The 17,655-nt window shown below is 32.3% G+C and carries 20 protein-coding genes and 1 tRNA gene; 16 read left to right on the forward strand and 5 right to left on the reverse strand.

Annotation, left to right across the window (positions count from 1 at the left end; translation table 11 throughout):
- Positions 1 to 8: 8 nt before the first annotated feature.
- On the reverse strand, positions 9 to 1,214 hold the full coding sequence (gene ispD, locus ABWU52_RS07045) for a 2-C-methyl-D-erythritol 4-phosphate cytidylyltransferase (protein ID WP_353276829.1): 1,206 nt from the start codon (positions 1,212 to 1,214) through the stop codon (positions 9 to 11).
- A 267-nt stretch (positions 1,215 to 1,481) separates the two neighbouring features.
- Positions 1,482 to 1,637, reverse strand: a complete 156-nt coding sequence (locus ABWU52_RS07050) for a hypothetical protein (protein ID WP_353276831.1) — start codon at positions 1,635 to 1,637, stop codon at positions 1,482 to 1,484.
- 283 nt (positions 1,638 to 1,920) lie between these two features.
- Between ABWU52_RS07050 and ABWU52_RS07055 the strand changes: the two genes are divergently transcribed.
- The 7 genes from ABWU52_RS07055 to ABWU52_RS07085 all read left to right on the forward strand — a co-directional run bounded on the left by ABWU52_RS07055 (position 1,921) and on the right by ABWU52_RS07085 (position 7,843).
- On the forward strand, positions 1,921 to 2,205 hold the full coding sequence (locus ABWU52_RS07055; protein WP_353276833.1) for a hypothetical protein: 285 nt from the start codon (positions 1,921 to 1,923) through the stop codon (positions 2,203 to 2,205).
- A 49-nt stretch (positions 2,206 to 2,254) separates the two neighbouring features.
- A complete protein-coding gene (locus ABWU52_RS07060; RefSeq protein WP_353276835.1) occupies positions 2,255 to 3,328 on the forward strand; it encodes an AI-2E family transporter in 1,074 nt (357 codons plus the stop codon).
- Between the two features lie 105 nt (positions 3,329 to 3,433).
- A complete protein-coding gene (locus ABWU52_RS07065; protein WP_211907585.1) occupies positions 3,434 to 4,069 on the forward strand; it encodes a DnaA ATPase domain-containing protein in 636 nt (211 codons plus the stop codon).
- Between the two features lie 371 nt (positions 4,070 to 4,440).
- Entirely contained in the window at positions 4,441 to 5,427 is a 987-nt protein-coding gene (locus ABWU52_RS07070; RefSeq protein ID WP_353276837.1) for a tyrosine-type recombinase/integrase, read from the forward strand.
- Positions 5,428 to 5,483: 56 nt separating this feature from the next.
- Complete coding sequence (locus ABWU52_RS07075) at positions 5,484 to 6,209, forward strand: lysophospholipid acyltransferase family protein (RefSeq protein ID WP_353276839.1); 726 nt, start codon at positions 5,484 to 5,486, stop codon at positions 6,207 to 6,209.
- Positions 6,210 to 6,252: 43 nt separating this feature from the next.
- Positions 6,253 to 6,522, forward strand: coding sequence for a 30S ribosomal protein S20 (gene rpsT / locus ABWU52_RS07080; RefSeq protein ID WP_007302369.1), 270 nt, complete (start codon positions 6,253 to 6,255; stop codon positions 6,520 to 6,522).
- Positions 6,523 to 6,601: 79 nt separating this feature from the next.
- Positions 6,602 to 7,843 carry a citrate synthase gene (locus ABWU52_RS07085; protein WP_353277757.1) on the forward strand — a complete coding sequence of 414 codons (1,242 nt, stop codon included), beginning with the start codon at positions 6,602 to 6,604 and terminating at the stop codon, positions 7,841 to 7,843.
- A gap of 61 nt (positions 7,844 to 7,904) precedes the next feature.
- On the opposite strand, the gene ABWU52_RS07090 is transcribed toward ABWU52_RS07085, so the two are convergent.
- Positions 7,905 to 9,329 (reverse strand): hypothetical protein, encoded by a 1,425-nt coding sequence (locus ABWU52_RS07090; RefSeq protein WP_353276841.1) that lies wholly within the window; start codon positions 9,327 to 9,329, stop codon positions 7,905 to 7,907.
- 29 nt (positions 9,330 to 9,358) lie between these two features.
- On the reverse strand, positions 9,359 to 9,541 hold the full coding sequence (locus ABWU52_RS07095; protein WP_353276843.1) for a hypothetical protein: 183 nt from the start codon (positions 9,539 to 9,541) through the stop codon (positions 9,359 to 9,361).
- A gap of 342 nt (positions 9,542 to 9,883) precedes the next feature.
- On the opposite strand from ABWU52_RS07095, the gene ABWU52_RS07100 reads away from it, so the two are divergent.
- The 6 genes from ABWU52_RS07100 (at position 9,884) to ABWU52_RS07125 (ending at position 13,610) form a co-directional block, all read left to right on the forward strand.
- Positions 9,884 to 10,177 (forward strand): transposase, encoded by a 294-nt coding sequence (locus ABWU52_RS07100; RefSeq protein ID WP_353276410.1) that lies wholly within the window; start codon positions 9,884 to 9,886, stop codon positions 10,175 to 10,177.
- Between the two features lie 232 nt (positions 10,178 to 10,409).
- On the forward strand, positions 10,410 to 10,706 hold the full coding sequence (locus tag ABWU52_RS07105; RefSeq protein ID WP_246433103.1) for a transposase: 297 nt from the start codon (positions 10,410 to 10,412) through the stop codon (positions 10,704 to 10,706).
- 369 nt (positions 10,707 to 11,075) lie between these two features.
- Positions 11,076 to 11,166, forward strand: a tRNA-Ser gene (locus tag ABWU52_RS07110).
- A 118-nt stretch (positions 11,167 to 11,284) separates the two neighbouring features.
- Positions 11,285 to 12,412: a SurA N-terminal domain-containing protein gene (locus ABWU52_RS07115; RefSeq protein WP_353276845.1), complete on the forward strand. Its 1,128-nt coding sequence runs from the start codon at positions 11,285 to 11,287 to the stop codon at positions 12,410 to 12,412.
- A 33-nt stretch (positions 12,413 to 12,445) separates the two neighbouring features.
- On the forward strand, positions 12,446 to 13,075 hold the full coding sequence (locus tag ABWU52_RS07120) for a hypothetical protein (protein WP_019236782.1): 630 nt from the start codon (positions 12,446 to 12,448) through the stop codon (positions 13,073 to 13,075).
- Positions 13,059 to 13,610 (forward strand): 5-formyltetrahydrofolate cyclo-ligase, encoded by a 552-nt coding sequence (locus ABWU52_RS07125; RefSeq protein ID WP_353276847.1) that lies wholly within the window; start codon positions 13,059 to 13,061, stop codon positions 13,608 to 13,610. Before ABWU52_RS07120 ends, ABWU52_RS07125 begins: the two co-directional genes overlap by 17 nt.
- 584 nt (positions 13,611 to 14,194) lie before the next feature.
- On the opposite strand, the gene ABWU52_RS07130 is transcribed toward ABWU52_RS07125, so the two are convergent.
- On the reverse strand, positions 14,195 to 15,241 hold the full coding sequence (locus ABWU52_RS07130) for a glycine zipper family protein (RefSeq protein ID WP_353276849.1): 1,047 nt from the start codon (positions 15,239 to 15,241) through the stop codon (positions 14,195 to 14,197).
- Positions 15,242 to 15,382: 141 nt separating this feature from the next.
- On the opposite strand from ABWU52_RS07130, the gene elbB reads away from it, so the two are divergent.
- From elbB to ispH, 3 genes are all read left to right on the forward strand, one after another.
- Positions 15,383 to 16,081 (forward strand): isoprenoid biosynthesis glyoxalase ElbB, encoded by a 699-nt coding sequence (elbB, locus tag ABWU52_RS07135; protein WP_353276851.1) that lies wholly within the window; start codon positions 15,383 to 15,385, stop codon positions 16,079 to 16,081.
- 137 nt (positions 16,082 to 16,218) lie between these two features.
- Entirely contained in the window at positions 16,219 to 16,527 is a 309-nt protein-coding gene (locus ABWU52_RS07140) for a hypothetical protein (RefSeq protein ID WP_353276853.1), read from the forward strand.
- A 66-nt stretch (positions 16,528 to 16,593) separates the two neighbouring features.
- Entirely contained in the window at positions 16,594 to 17,520 is a 927-nt protein-coding gene (ispH, locus tag ABWU52_RS07145) for a 4-hydroxy-3-methylbut-2-enyl diphosphate reductase (RefSeq protein WP_353276854.1), read from the forward strand.
- The last annotated feature ends 135 nt before the right edge of the window (positions 17,521 to 17,655 follow it).

Consider the following 17,655-nt stretch of genomic DNA (forward strand, 5'->3'; position numbering starts at 1 on the left):
TTCTACCTTCAATAAAAATTTGCACGCAATAGCACAGAAGCATACGTTGCTATTCCCTCATTTCTTCCAATAGAACCTAATTTTTCCGCTGTGGTTGCTTTGATATTTACGAATTCACCATTAATTTCTAATATTTTTGATATGAATTCCTTCATTCCTGCTTTGTAAGGCGATATTTTAGGCTCTTCACAAACTATAGTAATATCTAAATTAGACACGCTATATCCTTTTTCCTGTGCTTTTTTAGCAGCAAAGTCAAGAAAATGAGATGAATTGCAATCCTTCCATTTAGAGGAATTAGGAGGAAAATGTTCTCCTATATCGCCACATCCTAGTGCTCCGAGTATTGCATCAACGATTGCATGTATTGCAACATCACCATCGGAATGTGCCTCTATTGCCATATTATGCTCAATTTCCACACCGCAAATTTTTATAAAGCTCTTAGCATCATTTTGAATTTTAGCAAATTTATGTATATCATAACCGGTTCCGACACGGAATTTTGGCTCTCCAAAGAGAAGTTTTGCCATATTGATATCCTCTTTTGTAGTTAACTTAAAATTCTTTTTCTCACCTTCAATAATCGCAACATGTTTTTTATGCTCCACCATTAGTGATGAATCATCAGTAAATTCTTTGACTGATTGATGGCACGATAATAATTCTCTGAAATTAAAAATTTGAGGAGTTTGCATGGCTCTAAGTTTTTCTCTTGAAATCGTAGATTCAATGAAATTATTACTCACCAACGATATAGTATCCTCGACTTCTATTGCTGGAACTACTCCTGTATATTGACCATTAATCATAGATTCAATCAAGTTGTTTATTAGAATATTTGATACAAAAGGCCTACAAGCGTCATGTATAATAACAAAATCTGGATTGATCTTTTGCAAACTCTCCAGTCCAAGTTTAACTGAACTCTGCCTGCTTTTTCCTCCACATACTGGACTCAGCAATTTAGTATCTATAGTTGATGACGTAACTTCTTTATAGAAATCTTTTTGACTTTCATTCACTACCACTCTTATGTAACTTATGTACTGATTAGCTAAGAATTTTCTAATTGTGTGAAATAAAACAGACTTACCTGCCAATTTTATATACTGTTTAGGGATTTTGGCATTGCATCTACTGCCTACTCCTGCTGCAACTATTAATGCTGCTATCTTGTATTCCTCAAGTCTGTTAGTGTGCATGCTTACCATTTTCGGTGTTAATACAAGTTATCTAGCATTTTAAAAAAGTTGATCCAATTCTCAAAAAAGAATATTCTTTTACTAGTGTAATATATGCTAGAGGAAAATAATACACGTTGCTAAGTATAATAAAGAAAATGAGATACATCTTATATTTTTTCATGGAATAGGTGATAATTATAAGAATGCGGCCAGGTATATACAAGATAGATCTACATATCTCCATAGGTCTAATTTTCACACTCATGCACATAAATACCCAATTGCATTTCAAAACTATATAACTTGCGCAATAGCTAGTTTCTTGTTTTTAGGAACATCAATACTATTACCAACTTTAATATTACTTACTAATCCAATGACATCTAGGACAGCAAGTTTAGCCATCTTAGCAGCTTTAACTTGCACCTTTTTATCTGTACCACCACTCATGATTCCGTTTATAAATAAGAATCAAAGCTTGTCTCAGCCTTCAATAAAAGAAATCAGTAAATTAATTGACAATGGTGTGAAGCCTGAAAACATTATACTTCTCGGCCATTCCTTTTGAGGAGCAATTGCATCAGAAGTGCTGAAATATTTTACAGACAGAGATATTAAACTCGGAGGTATTATTTTTACCAGCACTTTCAGCTCTTTTTACAATGCAATAAAGCATTTTCCAATTTCTCAGACAAAAATTCTAAGCATACTACCCTCTTGTTTGTTAAAAAAAATGCTTAAGGTCCTAAATTTAGACTTTGATATAGTAAGCAATATACAAAAGCTACAAAATAATGATATATCAATAGCGGTCATTAATCATGAAAGAGACACCTTAATACCATATCCTGCACAATCAGCAAAAGGACTAGAAGATAATCAATCATTAAATAGAAATTTGACCAAAATCGTTAATTTGAAAAGCTTTGAATATGACCCGCACAACGGAGTTTTATCTGGTTGGGAATTGGATGAAAATTTAGCTGATCTAATACTTAATAAAACAATGAATAGATAGTATTTACAAAAAACTGTATATTTTTTGGTAAATCGACTATGTTAGACATATGCAAAAACGTCATATAACTATTTGTTGTGTACTACTTTTTATAATAGGGGCATTATTTTTGATGCGTCCTATGATTGCTCCGTGTCTAATATCCGTTTTTGTTGCACATTTGTTTAACCCTCTAGTAACCAAGTTTGAAAAATACAGAATACCGCGTTCATGTTCTGTATTTTTTATAACACTTGCCTTATTGATAGCTTTTATATTAGTTATTACATTTGTTTTACCTATTATATATTTTCAAATTACTTTAATATTAAATTTCTTAGTGAATAAGATACCTTCACTAAAACTTAAAGTGATTCCTTCTGTGCTAGAATTTCTTAATATAAAAACTGAAGATAGTTTATTTGATCACTTGTCTAAAAATCTAGTAGAAAATTACAGTGATTATATATCTTATTTTATAAATGCTCTTAGCATGGGCAGTAATCTTATAATTCAAGTGCTAAGTTCAAGCTTTAGTTTGATTTACATGGTATCATTAATAGCTATTACGCTTATGGTGTTTTTTTATGTATTACGTGATTGGCCTTCAATTGTAGAAAAGGTTAGTAAACTAATTCCCATTCTTTACAGAGAAAAAGCTGCAGGTTATTTTTCCAAAGTAGATTTCATTATATCTAATTACCTAAAGGGACAGCTAAACGTATGTATAGTTATGATGATCTTTTACTCCGTGGGCCTTAGCATAATTGGGCTGAAGCATTCTGTAGCTATTGGAATTTTATCAGGAACATTAACATTTATACCCTATATAGGGCCATTATTATACACTATTATTGGATTTTTGAGCGCCATTACTCAATTTAGTGGATGGTTTGAAAGTGCTGCTGTCTTGCTATTATTTAGTGTTGGTCAATTAATAGACTCAAGCATATTAGTGCCTTTATTAATAGGAAAAAAAGTTCATATACATCCAACTATCATTATTCTAGGAGTTGTCATATGCACCTCATATTTTGGGTTTATAGGTATATTATTTTTTATTCCAATAATAGCAATGTTCAGTGTATTAGTAGAATATACAGTTAATAAATATTTTGAAAGTGAGCTTTATAAAAATGGCTAATTAGTTCACGATAAAAAGAAAAAGGACCTCTGATACATTTGAGAGATGCAAGTAAATTTTTATGCAAAAATTATTATCAAAAAGTAGTAATGTAAGAGGCTTTACGTGCAATTAAATTTATTTAACAATAATCAAGTTGATTATTGTTGGCAAAATTATATCGTCTTAGACGAAAACAAGCACATATATAACTCGATAATTAATGATTTATCTTGGAAATGCTTAATTCTGTTTGGGCCTAAAAACTCTGGGAAAACTCACCTTGCTCATATCTGGCAATCAAAAAACGATGCTATTTTCATTGATGTAAATAATTTTGTAAGCGAAATGAGGTACAGCGATGCGTTTATTTTAGAAGACGTACAAAACATTAAAGATGAGGAAATGTTGTTACATTGTTATAATTACATGAAAGAAAATGATAAGAGACTGCTAATTACTTCTTCGATTTTACCGAAAAAGCTTAACTTCAAACTAAAAGATTTAAGCTCGCGAATATTATCAACTATCAGCGTAAAAATTTTACCTGCAAGCGAGGAATTATTAAGAATCATGCTAATAAAACAATTTTCAGATAAACAGTTAAAAATTGATCTAAAGGTAATTGATTATATTCTAGCAAGAATAGAACGTTCTTTCCACAGCATTAATAAAGTTATAGAAAAAATAGATAATGAATCTATAGGATCAAATGTAACCATTCCTTTTATTAACACTTTATTAAAAAAAAGTGCCAATTGATTCCTTTTTTTGTAAAGTATTTATTATATATATTAAAAATTTATTAATACCCATACAATAATGAAGTTGAAATCACTATTTCTTTATGTTAAAATTATAATAAATACTATGATGTAATAAGAGTAAACAGACATAGCTAAGGGATATTTTATACGATAGTAAAACTTACTCTACAGGATGTTTTTTATAGATTCAATGTTATAATTGAAATATGGTAAAAATAAGATCAAATTTTAAAAAAAGGTTAAAACAAAGGTTTGTAGTACTTACTTTATTGATAAATGCTTTGTTTATCTCATATTTTCTTATAAAAAACACAAAAAATACTTTCAATAAAATTATAGTCAAAGAAATAAATATAGGAGCTGATAATGAAAAATAAACAACTACAAAATAAAAAAGAGAATCTTTACATAACGTATTACATAGATACTTTGGTTTCCGAAAAATCCTCTACACAAAATACTTTGGAAAGTTATCGTTCAGATTTACACCAACTTGAAAAATTTTTATTAGAAGGAGGCACTACCTTAGTTGGTGCAAGTAAAGCTAATATTAAAGATTATGTAAACTTTTTACGTACACAAAAGAAATATAAAACTAGCTCTATATCAAGAAAAATATCTGCTATCAAAAATTTCTATAAGTGCCTATTTAATGATGGAATAATAGACTTTAATCCAGCACCGGCTAATGATAATGAATTAAGAAATCCAAAGGTTTCCTGTCTTTTGCCTAAGTATTTAAGTGTTCAAGAAATATTTTTGCTCATGGAAACAGTAAAAAAATCAGCAAGCGGATCGAATAAAAAGATAAGCAGTAAAAGGCTATGTGCAATTTTAGATATCCTTTACTCTTCCGGGATGCGTATTTCTGAACTAATTAATATGAAGTTATGTGAAGTATCACATTTAGTAAACAGTAACGGTAAAGAAGGCTATATAATAATAAAAGGAAAAAGTGGCAGAGAAAGGCAAATCTTTTTTAATGAGCAAGCATTGCAAAGCCTTAAAGATTATTTATCAATTCGTGACAATCTGCTCCCTAACAACAAAAAATCTGATTGGCTATTCCCAGGTGATAAACCTAATAAACCAATTACAAGGCAAAGAGTTGGTCAATTAATAAAGGAATTAGCAAGAAAGTGCGATATTGATGAAAATAAAATCTCTCCACATGTGATTAGGCATTCTCTTGCTACCCATCTACTGAATAGCGGAGCAAATATTGTGCTGATACAAAAAATTCTTGGCCATACTAATCTTTCTACAACACAAATATATACTCATATTGCTAACGAAAAGTTAAAGGACAAATTAGCTGATTCTCATCCTATTACTCAGATGATCAATAATTAAACTTATTGCTTTTAGTTTTGTAGTAAAGTTAAATTCAAATAAGTTTACGTGTGTTTGTGATTGCAAGTTTATTGTTTAATTTACTCCTTATATTATGGGAAGTATTCTATACTTTAATTACTCTCCCTGTAATTTTCTTTCCTGAGTGTGTAATAACTATTTTCCTTGTTTGCTCGGTAAGAGTTGTATTATTCATGTTGCGTTTATTATGTGACATTAAATATGAAGTGAGGGGAATGGAAAACATTCCTAAGCAACCTTTTATAATTGCATCTAAACACCAATCTCCATTTGAAACATTTATTTTTATACTACTCTTTAGAAAAGCAGTTTTTATTTTAAAACGTGAATTGAAATGGATTCCATTCATTGGTTTGCATCTCATGGCATTAAAAATGATTTTTATTAACCGCTCAGATGGTATTAGTTCTGTGCGTCATATCATGAAATTAGCAAAAGTGTGTATAAAAGAAAATAGAGGCATAATAATATTTCCTGAAGGTACAAGAACAACTATAAACCAAAATATAAAATATCAATCGGGTATTGCTGCTTTATATAGCGTATTATCTGTTCCTGTGTTACCGATTGCTTTAAACACTGGTTTGTTTTGGCCAAAAAGCATACTTTCTCTGAGAAAGAATCCCGGAAAGGCGGTAATAGAAATATTACCTCCCATATATCCTGGGTTAAACAAAAATGAATTCTTGCAAAGTTTAGAAAAAATCATTGAAGAAAGAAGTAGTAGATTAATTGCAGAAAAAACTGATATTGCAAATTAACAAAAAAACTTTATAATTAAAAGAAAAGTACAGGTATTAATATATGGCAAATCATAAGAGTGCTAAAAAAATGATGAAGGTAATAGCAAAGCGTACTTTAGTAAATAAGATGCGAAAAAGCAAAACTCGTACTGCTATTAGAAGATTAGTTGATATAATCAAGTCTGGTGATAAAGAGAATGTTGTCTTGGCATTTCGGAATGCTGAATCCAATTTACACAAATGTGTAAATAAAGGTGTCATTCATAGGAATACCGCTGCGCGTAAAATAAGTCGCTTAAATGCAAAAGTAAAAGCATTGATGACCGCTTAATACGGTTAATGTAAAGTTAGCTGTATTAATATATACTCTTCAGTTTGTATATTCTGTATAAAATTAAGTAGCTCAAGTGATGGATAAAAAAGCATTATTGGAACTAAGTAATGGGTCAAAAATTGATCTGCCCGTATTAAGTGGAACAGTAGGTCCTGATGTGTTAAATATTAAGGACTTATATAAGACAACAGGATTATTCACTTACGATCCAGGGTTTGTTTCTACAGCTTCATGCTCTTCTACAATTACATTCATTGATGGAGATGAAGGAGTTCTTAAATATAGGGGATATAATATAGCTAATTTGGCAGAGAATAATAATTTTACTGCTGTGATTTATTTATTGCTCTATGGTGAATTACCCAGTTCAGAGCAACACAAAAAATTTCTTCTCAAAATACAAGAATCATCCAAAGTATCAGAGCAAGTTACAAATGTAATCAAAGCATTTCCAAAAACTGCTCACCCTATGTCGATTTTAGTTGCATGTTTTGCAAATTTGTCAGCATCTTACCATGAAATGCATGGCAACAATGTCAATGGTGAAGATTTAGATTTTGGAATTTCTGCAATAGCAAAAGTTCCTGCAATTGTTGCAATGATTTATAGACATATCAACAATCAGGAATTCATAAATGCTAATAATAAATTAAGTTATAGTGAGAATTTCTTAAATATGATATTTGGCAGTGCTGTTAATAATACCCTTTTTGTAAAAGCTCTGGATAAAATATTTACTCTCCATGCTGATCATGAACAGAATGCTTCTACAGCAGCTGTCAGATTGGTAGGGTCAGCTGGTTCTAATCTATTTGCAAGCCTGTCTGCAGGAGTTGCTACACTTTGGGGTCCAGCACACGGTGGAGCTAATGAGGCAGTTATAAATATGCTAAAAGAGATAGAGCAAAGTGGAGGTGTAGATAGATTCATTGAGAAAGCTAAAGATGATAAAGATCCATTTAAGCTAATGGGATTTGGACATCGTGTTTATAAAAACTATGATCCGCGCGCGCTTATATTAAAGGATGCTTGTCATGAGATTTTAAGCAAACTAGAGCAAAACAATGAATTGCTTAAAATTGCAAAAAAACTTGAAGAAATAGCTTTAAAGGATGAGTATTTTATTACACGTAAGTTGTATCCAAATGTTGATTTTTACTCAGGTATAATAATGAATGCTATCGGTATCCCTTCAAGTATGTTTACACCCATTTTTGCACTTGCAAGAACCACTGGTTGGGTTGCCCAGTGGTATGAAATGGTAAACGATAAAGAAACCAAGATTTGTAGGCCAAGGCAGCTCTACCTTGGCAAATAAACTTTCATTCACAATTCGTCCTCAAATAGTCTAATTTTCTTTAGCTATAAAATACAGCAAATTAATTTTTTATTAGTTGACGTCTGCTTTTTGCAGAACATTGGTCAGGCTGTGATATAGAAGGTTGGTTAAATGTTGTTTTAGGCTTATTAAAAGAAGATCGTGCTGAAGAAGGGCCAAAGCCACTATCTTTAGCCGAAGCATCACCCCCACCTTTACCTTCACCATAGTAGTCGGGCCTAAGGAATTTGCTTGAGTTTCCATTGTGTGATTTACCTATAACTGAATTCTTAGGTGAACCACCAAAACCACTATCTGCACTTGTATCTGCACTTGGTCCATCCGTCCCTACTTTTTCTTCAGAAGGGGCAAGAGTTTGTGGTTTCATAGCTGGCACACGCGCAGGATCAATGGACAGTTTATAATCCTTATTGATTACAGAGCTCTCTATGATCTTATTCGTCACACAGTAAGAAATGTCTGGGTTAGCAAAATCTATTCCGTACAATCCTTTACTATCACTATTCAATAGAGACTTCTGCGAAGTATAAGCTTCAACATTATTTAATACATCCATACCAAACATATTATTAACGTGATTCACTTCCTCTCTTGTTAAATGTCTCGTACTATTACTACTACTTAAAATAGGAATTAAAACTGAATCTTCGTCACTGTTCAAGTAAGAGTCACGCACAGTATACTCAACTGGTATGTTTGCTTTACGAAGCAAATCAACCACTGCAAATTTCAGCATGTCAGTAACTCCAATCTCGCCTTTTGGAGTATCAAAACAACGACATGTCAAGGATGCTTCATGCCTTACTATGTCTTTGACGAACTTAAGATCATCAAAAACGCCTTTCTTTAAATATACATAATTCCCCTTCTCTTCTAAAAAATCCTTAAAATTTTTAGGACTATTTTTATGCTTTTCCATTCTCGATGAGAATGAGGTGACAAAAGATTCTTTTAATTTTGGATCATCAAAGCCCTTACAGTATAAATAAGATTTTTTGTCAAAGCCCACATCGTATACGCTTTCATTCACATAATCTACATCACCATAATCGTCTATAATACGCGCTATTGTGAATCGTATAAGTTCATTAGCTAACAAATATTTTAGATTACGAACTACCTTTTTTTCCATTGGCACTGAAAACCTATGTCTGTTACTATCTGTAATCCATTTTACTTGATTAAAGTTAAAAGGAAAAGAGTCTGTATAAAAAAGATCATTGGCAGCCTCTTCGGCAGCAGCTTTGTCATCCTCATCTTCATTATTTCCACAAAATTTTCTTACTATACTCTCTCTCATATTGCTCAAGTACTTTCTTCGCTGATCAATATTCATATTTTTATCAAATGAGAGAACAATATGATCTTTTTCTACAGTGAGATTAGTAATAGCAGTATTATCAGAAAGAAGAACACTATTAAACGCTTTTACTAATTCTCGATTTATTTCACTTTTATTAGGCATAACGCCACCTCTCTAATTAATCAACATAATTACTTACCACTCCTACTGGTGCCCTGACCACTAGATTGATTTTTCTTTCTTTCCTCTTCACATCTAATCATGTCTCTAAAATCATCTATTTTCTTTGGATCTATTTTGCTCAGATCAACCCTTCCTCCTCCTGGAGCAGTATTATCAAATACTCTTTTGCCTGAACCATTGTTACCATGCATATCAACCTCTAAATTAAAATATTATGTAATCAGTATATTAAGAATCAATTATCAGCACAAGCAATTTTTTAACATACATTTTGTTCACCATTTTTATACTCCTGGACCCCAGTGTCAAGCATACAACTATACGAACATTGTGACAATTTCCGTAGCAAACGGTGTCATGAAAGTAGCTGACACTGGAATCCAGAAGAAAAATGGATCCTAAACTGGAATGACAACTTTTTTAAACTAAGTTTTCTGGATCCCAGTGGGCTTTGTTGCATAGCAACTGAAAAAATCTGGTGGCTACTGACAAAATTCATTATAAAACAGCCATTTAACTGTTGAAGAAAAAATATGCCACAGAAAATGAAAGTCAGTAACCAAAACGAATATAACAAATTCCTTGAAAAAAGGGGGAATATTTTTCGTTACATCGATGAAGCTATCGAAAATTGGTATGAAAATAGTCCAAAAATGCAGGGCGGCAACTATATTTATAGTGATAAAGTTGTGATTTTGGTGCATATAATCGTTAATCTTTTTAGAATTGGCTTAAGACAAACGGTAGGGTTTGTAAAAGGATATCTGCAACAAATAGGAAAAAATTTGGCAGTTATCAGCTATTCACAAGCATCAAAAAAAACTTAATATTAAGATAAATGATTGCAGGATTGATAAAAGCAACATGGAAAATATTGAAATTATCATAGATAGTACAAATTTACAGTAACACTCCTGGCCACAGTAAGGAAAACAGTGCAGATAGAAAGTACCGAAGCTACGAGCAAGTAAGAAAGTTACATGTTATGTTAAGTGTGAATAGTAAAAAAGCTATAGCTGCAAGATACAGTAATGGCGTCTACTCTGACCACTATGGAGCTTGCTTGAAGAAGTTAATTTTCAGCACAAAATAAAAGCATTATATGCAGATAGGGCATACGATAGGCAAAAACTTTATAAATTGTGTAAGAAATACGATATAAAGACAAAAGTTCTACCAAAAAAGGATGCAGCAGAACATTCAAAAATAGATTATATGTCTGACAGAAATGCTGCTATTAGGTTAATAAAATTATATGGACAAGATGGTGTAAAAGAGTGGAAAAAGGAAGCAATTTATGGAAAAAGATCTTACATAGAAGGATTTTTCTCAAGGTTGAAGCAAGTATTTGTTTAGGAATAAATCTGAAGTAAACCGTGAAAAAGAATTACTAATTAAGTGCTATTTGCTCAACAAATTCACTGGTATTGGTATGGCTAAATTTGAAATCATTACATAAATTTGTCGTAAACCATCACTGCTTAAGGTGCTATGCAACAAAGCCCACTGGAATCCAGCCCTTTCGCACAAAAAACGTTGTAAAGTGTTTACCAACTTAGTTGGATCCCAGTGTCAGCTACTCTGATGACAAGAAAGGGAGCACTGGAATTTTTGTTTCAGTATTTGTACATTAGCCATGCATCTGAACAGATACAAATATTGCAATTAAAAGCATTAGACAGGCAGTAAAGGTCTTGATATTATATAATATTAAGTTCTAAACTTGGAAGGGTGGCCGAGCGGCTGAAGGCGGCGGTTTGCTAAACCGTTATACGATTGAAAAGTCGTATCGAGGGTTCGAATCCCTCTCCTTCCGTATATTATTGTTTAGGTATTCATTACAGTAATTTCACCCTCTTTTTTAATTATTAAAAAGTTAGCTAGCGTTTATTCAGTATTTATTATAGAATTAGTTATTAGCTAAATAATTTTATATGCATAAAATACTAATTTTGATATTAATAATGCTGCCGCTTAGGTTACTTGCAACTGAGATTGAAATTGTTGCAGATGTAAATGGTGAGCCAATTTCAAATTTAGATATCGAAAGACGTATCAACTTCATAAATTCATTGCTTGGCACTCAGAAGATTAATCAAAAAGAGGTAAAATCTCAAATTCTAAGACAGTTAATAGACGAAATTATCATTGTCAGCGAAGCACAGAAGATGAATATAGAATTGAGTAACGAGGAGTTAAATAATGCTGTCACGTTATTCTTAACTCAAAGTTTAAAACTTGAGGCTGATGAAGTTGATCAATACGTAAAAAAGCATAATATAGATCTCAATACCCTAAAAAAACAAGTAAAGTGTCAGCTACTGTGGAACAAGATTATTGAAGTAGGAATTGTGCCACTTGTCAATATCAGCGATAAAGAAGTGGACGATGTAAGAAAACAAAAAGAGAAACCTGACTACCTTATTATATTTCAGGAGTTTGTAATTCCTGATCAGAAGATGGCTGAAGATTTAATAAAACAATTACGTACCAGTAATAATCCAGAATCTTCAATAAAGATGCGCAAAGCAACCGTTAATTTAAGTCAGCTAAAAGGTAACCTCAAGGACGTTTTGGAAAGATTAGAAATCAATGACGTAGCAGGTCCGATTAGTTTAAGCGAAGGTTACTCTGTTATAAAAGTCATAGATAAGGTACAGCTCGATCATACACTGCTGAAAAGTACTTTAAAACTGAAACAGGTTGTAGTTGAAGGTTCAGAAAGTTTACTCTCTAATTTTAAGGAGCAAAAGGTCAGTTGTTTAAATTTTGACAAGTTAGCAGATGATTTCAAGTTGCCAAGCGTAAAAGAGTTTGAAATAAAAATGCGAAATTTAAATCCTGATTTACAGATTTTATTTAGTAAAACAAATATGAATGAAATAGTAGAATTAAGAGAAAATAGCACTGCAAAGTTGATGATGTTATGTGATATCAAAAATAATGCAATGGATATAGAAGCAATCAAACAGGAAATGTATCAACAAAAGATTATGATACAAAGCAACCTGTTATTGGATAATATGCGTAAAAATGCAGCTGTTAGTTATCAGTTTAATTGAAGTTAGAGAGGTTTTCTACTCCATAAAAAGTTTATGAAGAATATAATGCTCATTGGCGGTGGAGTTGGAAATGCAGTGTTATTTTCGATAGGGAAGGCATGTCTTGAAAACAATCATAAGGTTTTATATTTCGCTGGCTATAAAAAATTAAGTGATGTATTTAAACGAGCACTGATAGAACGTGCATCAAGTGCAGTAATTTGGGCATGTGAAGAAGGATTGATAGAAACAAGCAGAGAACAGGATAAATCCTTTCATGGTAATATAGTTGATGCAATAATCTCATATCAGCAAGGAAAGTTAGGTAAAATTACTATTAGTTTAAACACTATAGATAAAATCATCACTATTGGTTCTGATAAAATGATGAAAGCTATAAATGAAGCTAGAAAAACAATTTTAAAGCCATATCTGAAACCAAAACACATAGCAATATCATCAGTTAACTCTCCTATGCAGTGCATGATGAAAGAAATCTGCGCTCAATGTATTCAGCAACACATAAATAAGGAAACAGGAGAAATAAGTTTTGTTTATAGTTGCAGTAATCAAGACCAGGATATGGAGCTTGTTGACTTTGATTTTTTAAGTGAGCGCTTGAAGCAAAACAGTTTACAAGAAAAGCTCACTGCAAAATGGATAGAACATGTTCAAAGACACTAAACAGAACAAAGAGGAACTAAGGAAGCAATATAGAACCATAAGAAAAGATGTTGATGAAAGTTATTCTAGTTATGCAGCAAATTCTCTTATTAATCTCTTTAACAAAAACTTAAGTTGCGTTAAAGGTAAAACAATAGCAGCGTACATTCCAACAGACGGAGAAATTAATGTTGTGCCTTTGATGCATCATTTACTCGATTTAGGATATAAAGTAGCAATTCCTAATAAAAATAAGTTATTAAAATTTGAGGAATGGAATAAAGCAGATGAAGATATAATCCCCGATACAATCATTACTCCTGTTATTGCTTTTGATGATCATTTTAATAGGTTAGGTTTTGGCGGTGGTTGGTATGATGAAATGATAAAAAAATTACGGCCACTTGGAAAAATATTTATAGGTGTAGCCTATGAGAAGCAATATTGTAAAAATTTACCTGTAGAAAAACATGATCAAAAATTGGATATTATAATCACTGAGATATGTGTTAGATTTGAAAGTGAATTGCTCAAGAAGGCGGATAGAAAGGAGTAGCATAGTCTCCCTCTTTCTGATAGTAATTGCTTATCTGTTCAGATGCATGCAAATATTGAAACCTGTACTCCCTTTCTTGTCATCAGAGTAGCTGACACTGGGATCCAACTAAGTTGGTAAACACTTTACAACGTTTTTTGCACAAAAGGACTGGATTCTAGCGTCACGCGCTAGAATGACATCAACTTTTGAATTCCAGTTATGCAAGAAATCTATTCATTTGAAACTTGTTTGAGAAACGTAGCTATAAAAACCGCAGGTACCAGTTGGTTTTGATTAGCTAAAGTAAAGGTCAAATATCTGGAATTCTGGACATAAAATCCCCCTGTAAAAAAGATTAGAAAAAAATGCAGCGCACATATGGCAGAAATTAAGTATACACTGAAGAGGATACGCTACATTTTTTTATGAGTTTAATAAAAAAGGTCTGCAGACAAAGATAGATTTTTGAGCTCTAAAAATATCTATAATTGTTATTATAATCAGATTTAAAATATGCGGAAGTAATTTTTTGTGTCCGCTTAGCAGGGTGGCAAAATAAGATAGACAGATACATTTTTGCGTCAAAATGCTCCTCAAATGCATCAACTCGGTCTTGTGATTCCTTCTTCACTCACTTGTTCAGAACTTGGACTATCTACTTGAGAATATGGCTTCATTGCTGCAACTTTCTCATTAATAATTTCTTCTACCTTCTCTATTTTACCCTCACCAATGGCCATAATTTCAGGTTGAAATTTCTCCATAAGTTCCTCAAGTACTCTTTGATCATCTAGATGAGTACCAAGACCTTTGTTCAGAAGTCTACTCATATCATCTTCTGAAAAATTTTGAATAGTTCCATTCTTTACTAACTCTTGTATAGCAGATTGCTGACCTTCATTTCGAAGCATTTCTATTACCTTTGCTTTATCCTGAATGTTTTTTATTTCACTACCTTCTGTACCAGATTGTAAGGCAAGTTGAGATAATTTCTGATATAATTTATAAAAATTTTTATCTCTGTCTTGAATCGTAGGTAATTTATCGATCACATCTTTCACAAAACTTTTCACTGCTTTTCCCGATTCAACTATACCCTGGACTGTTTTACTGGTACCCTTACCTACGCTTTCTTTTATCTCACTTCTATTCTGATATATAGCATAACCAATAGCAACTATAGCAACTAGTGCCACAAATCCTACTAATGCTGCTCCTCCAATTATTAATGCACCAGCCACTCCTCCTATTGCCAATGTACCTGCTAGTGCACCTGTCAATGTTGTAAATGCTGCTCCACTTATCAATCCTTGAGCTAACAGTTGATTGCCTAAAGTTTCAAGCTCTTTCTCCATGCCTTTTACTTTATCTACTTGCTCCAAAAATTCTTTTGATTCAATTTTGTTTTTCTCAATATCCTCCAATATAAGACCTATTACACTCCCCAAAATATCTTTATTTCCTATCAGAAATTTAGACATACTATCAATATATGATTTGTCAAAAATTTCACTTTTTCTTTCAAAGCCACGTAGTGTTAACAGACTTTGCAATTTTTGTAACAAATCTTTTTTTTTACTAATATATTCTACTACATTTTCAATGAGCTCGTCCGAATTAATTGGGTTTACTGCACCACCTTGTACCATATTCAACTCCCATCAATTATAAATATGCCTCATTATATATACTAATTATTAATTATATTATAATTGACATAAAATAATTACTCCTTCCCAAATATGGAATTTGTATTACAATACCTAGATTATATGAAATCAAGGTATTTTATGGATGAGAAAAAATTAAGAGCTGCTGTGGTTTTATCAGGATGCGGCCACCTCGACGGCACAGAGGTGAGAGAAGCGGTCTTAACTCTGCTTGTGCTTGATCAGCAGGAAGTTGAAGTCACATGTTTTGCTCCTGATGTTGATATCACACAAGTTATGAATCACAAAACAAAAGAAGCAGTAAAAGAAAAAAGGAATGTACTTGTAGAAGCAGCAAGAATTGCAAGAGGTGAGATAAATGATTTAAGAGAAGCTAAAGCTGAAAATTTTGACATGCTAGTCGTACCTGGTGGATATGGAGTTGCGAAAAATTTATCTGACTTAGCTGAAAATAAAACAGTGATGCCTGAGTTTGAAAGATTAGTCTCAGAGTTCTTTGTTGCAAAAAAGCCAATAGGAACTATATGTATATCTCCAGCCATTATTGTTTTAATCTTAAGTAGCAAGATAGGTAAAGAAGAAAGTAAGATTAAGGTAACTATAGGAGACGACAAAGACCAGTTGATAGAGAAGCTCGGCGGCGAACATATAACATGCGATACAAAGCTATCAATAGAAGACGAAAAGCATAATATATTTTCCTGCTCTGCTTATATGCGTAGTGATGAAAGTACACACTCTGTACATCAAGGAATAAAACACATGATTGACAGTATGGTAAAAAAAATTAATAAAAAAACCAAACAACCATTTCTCTAAAGTGTAGTTTCTTATACAATTAATTATGTTATACTTCCAGTTGCATTATTGTTGTAGCCAAAGTAATCTGTAATTGCTTATTAACGGTAAGCTATATTTAGTATGTAAGTTTAGTTCTTTTTTTTATAGATATAAATATGTCAGACCTTTTTTATATTGAAAGTGAGTGTTGTGTAGATGGTCAGTGTGATACTTATGCAGGAGAAGTGAGTATTAATGATGTCATGTTGGGCAAGTTTAGTCTAAATTCATACAGTGGGGAAAAAGCTACAATAAATCTAGACATCGTTACATTCGATATCCATATTGCCATGGATTACCAAGATGGAAGGACAATAACAAGAGACCTCAAGGGTCCTGAATTTGTAATTAAAGATGACGGTTCCTGGTATATTAATAAGAATCTTGGTAATGATAAATTTGAAATTATAGTAAAGCAGTCATGATATGAAACATAGTGAGCGGAGCTTACTTTTTAGCAATGTTTACATACTTACTTGATTTGAAAAAAAATGGAGATTATCTTAGCTGAACCACGCGGTTTCTGTGCAGGGGTTAAAAGAGCTGTAGACATATTAGCAATCACTTTAGAGAAATACAAAAATGAACGCCAAGTTTATGTACTACACGAAATCGTTCATAATAAGTATATAGTAGAGGACTTCAAGAAACAAGGAGTGGTTTTTGTAAGCAGCATAGAAGACATTAAAGACAATAGAGGTATATTGATCTTTAGCGCACATGGAGTGTCGAAAAGTATAGAGGATGAGGCAAAAAGAAAGGGTGTTCAAGTGATTGATGCAACATGTCCATTAGTTAGCAAAGTACATAAAGAGGCAAAAAGTTATGAGAATAGTGGTAAAGAATTAATTCTAATTGGACATGAAAATCATCCAGAAGTTAAAGGAATTATAGGAAGAGTAAGTAATCCTATATCTCTAGTGCAAACTATGCAAGACGTATACAATTTACAAATCAAAGATCCAGATAATTTATCTTATGTAACACAAACCACGTTAAGTATTGACGATACCAAAGAAATTATTGCTACACTGAAGCTCAGATTTCCAAGCATTACAGGCCCCGACTTAAAAGATATATGCTATGCAACACAAAATAGGCAGAACGCTGTTAAAAAATTGGCTAAAATTACAGACGTAGTGTTAATTGTAGGAAGTAAAAACAGTTCAAATTCAAACCGTTTATTAGACCTGTGTATTTCCAGAGGAAAAAGAGCCTATTTGATTGATAATTATAAATGTATGAACAAAAATTGGTTGCAGGGCGCAGAAAAAATAGGAATTACTGCAGGTGCTTCTGCTCCTGATATATTAGTTGATGAGCTAGTAAATTACTTAAAAATAAATATGAATACAAAAGTTTCAGTCATGCCAGATGGATTCACTGAAAATGTTCAGTTCAAGTATACTAAATGGTAATGTGCAACAAAGTGCGTCAAATCAAGTCTTTAGCTCAATTCAATTTTCTGTCTGTTGGAGAATAAAATATCAAGCTGAGATATAATTAACTCTCGTTTGTCAGGTTAAGTTGTGTCTAGCACAGAAACATTAAAA

It is taken from the genome of Wolbachia endosymbiont (group B) of Villa cingulata (assembly GCF_964028285.1).
Classification (GTDB): domain Bacteria; phylum Pseudomonadota; class Alphaproteobacteria; order Rickettsiales; family Anaplasmataceae; genus Wolbachia.

Coding starts and splice junctions, on each gene's coding strand:
- ABWU52_RS07090 (WP_353276841.1), bottom strand. CDS start 9,329: ATGCCTAATAAAAGTGAAATAAATCGAGAATTAGTAAAAGCGTTTAAT.
- elbB (WP_353276851.1), top strand. CDS start 15,383: ATGGATGAGAAAAAATTAAGAGCTGCTGTGGTTTTATCAGGATGCGGC.
- ABWU52_RS07130 (WP_353276849.1), bottom strand. CDS start 15,241: ATGGTACAAGGTGGTGCAGTAAACCCAATTAATTCGGACGAGCTCATT.
- ABWU52_RS07060 (WP_353276835.1), top strand. CDS start 2,255: ATGCAAAAACGTCATATAACTATTTGTTGTGTACTACTTTTTATAATA.
- ABWU52_RS07055 (WP_353276833.1), top strand. CDS start 1,921: ATGCTTAAGGTCCTAAATTTAGACTTTGATATAGTAAGCAATATACAA.
- rpsT (WP_007302369.1), top strand. CDS start 6,253: ATGGCAAATCATAAGAGTGCTAAAAAAATGATGAAGGTAATAGCAAAG.
- ABWU52_RS07125 (WP_353276847.1), top strand. CDS start 13,059: ATGTTCAAAGACACTAAACAGAACAAAGAGGAACTAAGGAAGCAATAT.
- ABWU52_RS07095 (WP_353276843.1), bottom strand. CDS start 9,541: ATGCATGGTAACAATGGTTCAGGCAAAAGAGTATTTGATAATACTGCT.
- ABWU52_RS07070 (WP_353276837.1), top strand. CDS start 4,441: ATGAAAAATAAACAACTACAAAATAAAAAAGAGAATCTTTACATAACG.
- ispH (WP_353276854.1), top strand. CDS start 16,594: ATGGAGATTATCTTAGCTGAACCACGCGGTTTCTGTGCAGGGGTTAAA.
- ABWU52_RS07115 (WP_353276845.1), top strand. CDS start 11,285: ATGCATAAAATACTAATTTTGATATTAATAATGCTGCCGCTTAGGTTA.
- ABWU52_RS07100 (WP_353276410.1), top strand. CDS start 9,884: ATGCCACAGAAAATGAAAGTCAGTAACCAAAACGAATATAACAAATTC.
- ispD (WP_353276829.1), bottom strand. CDS start 1,214: ATGGTAAGCATGCACACTAACAGACTTGAGGAATACAAGATAGCAGCA.
- ABWU52_RS07085 (WP_353277757.1), top strand. CDS start 6,602: ATGGATAAAAAAGCATTATTGGAACTAAGTAATGGGTCAAAAATTGAT.
- ABWU52_RS07120 (WP_019236782.1), top strand. CDS start 12,446: ATGAAGAATATAATGCTCATTGGCGGTGGAGTTGGAAATGCAGTGTTA.
- ABWU52_RS07050 (WP_353276831.1), bottom strand. CDS start 1,637: ATGAGTGGTGGTACAGATAAAAAGGTGCAAGTTAAAGCTGCTAAGATG.
- ABWU52_RS07140 (WP_353276853.1), top strand. CDS start 16,219: ATGTCAGACCTTTTTTATATTGAAAGTGAGTGTTGTGTAGATGGTCAG.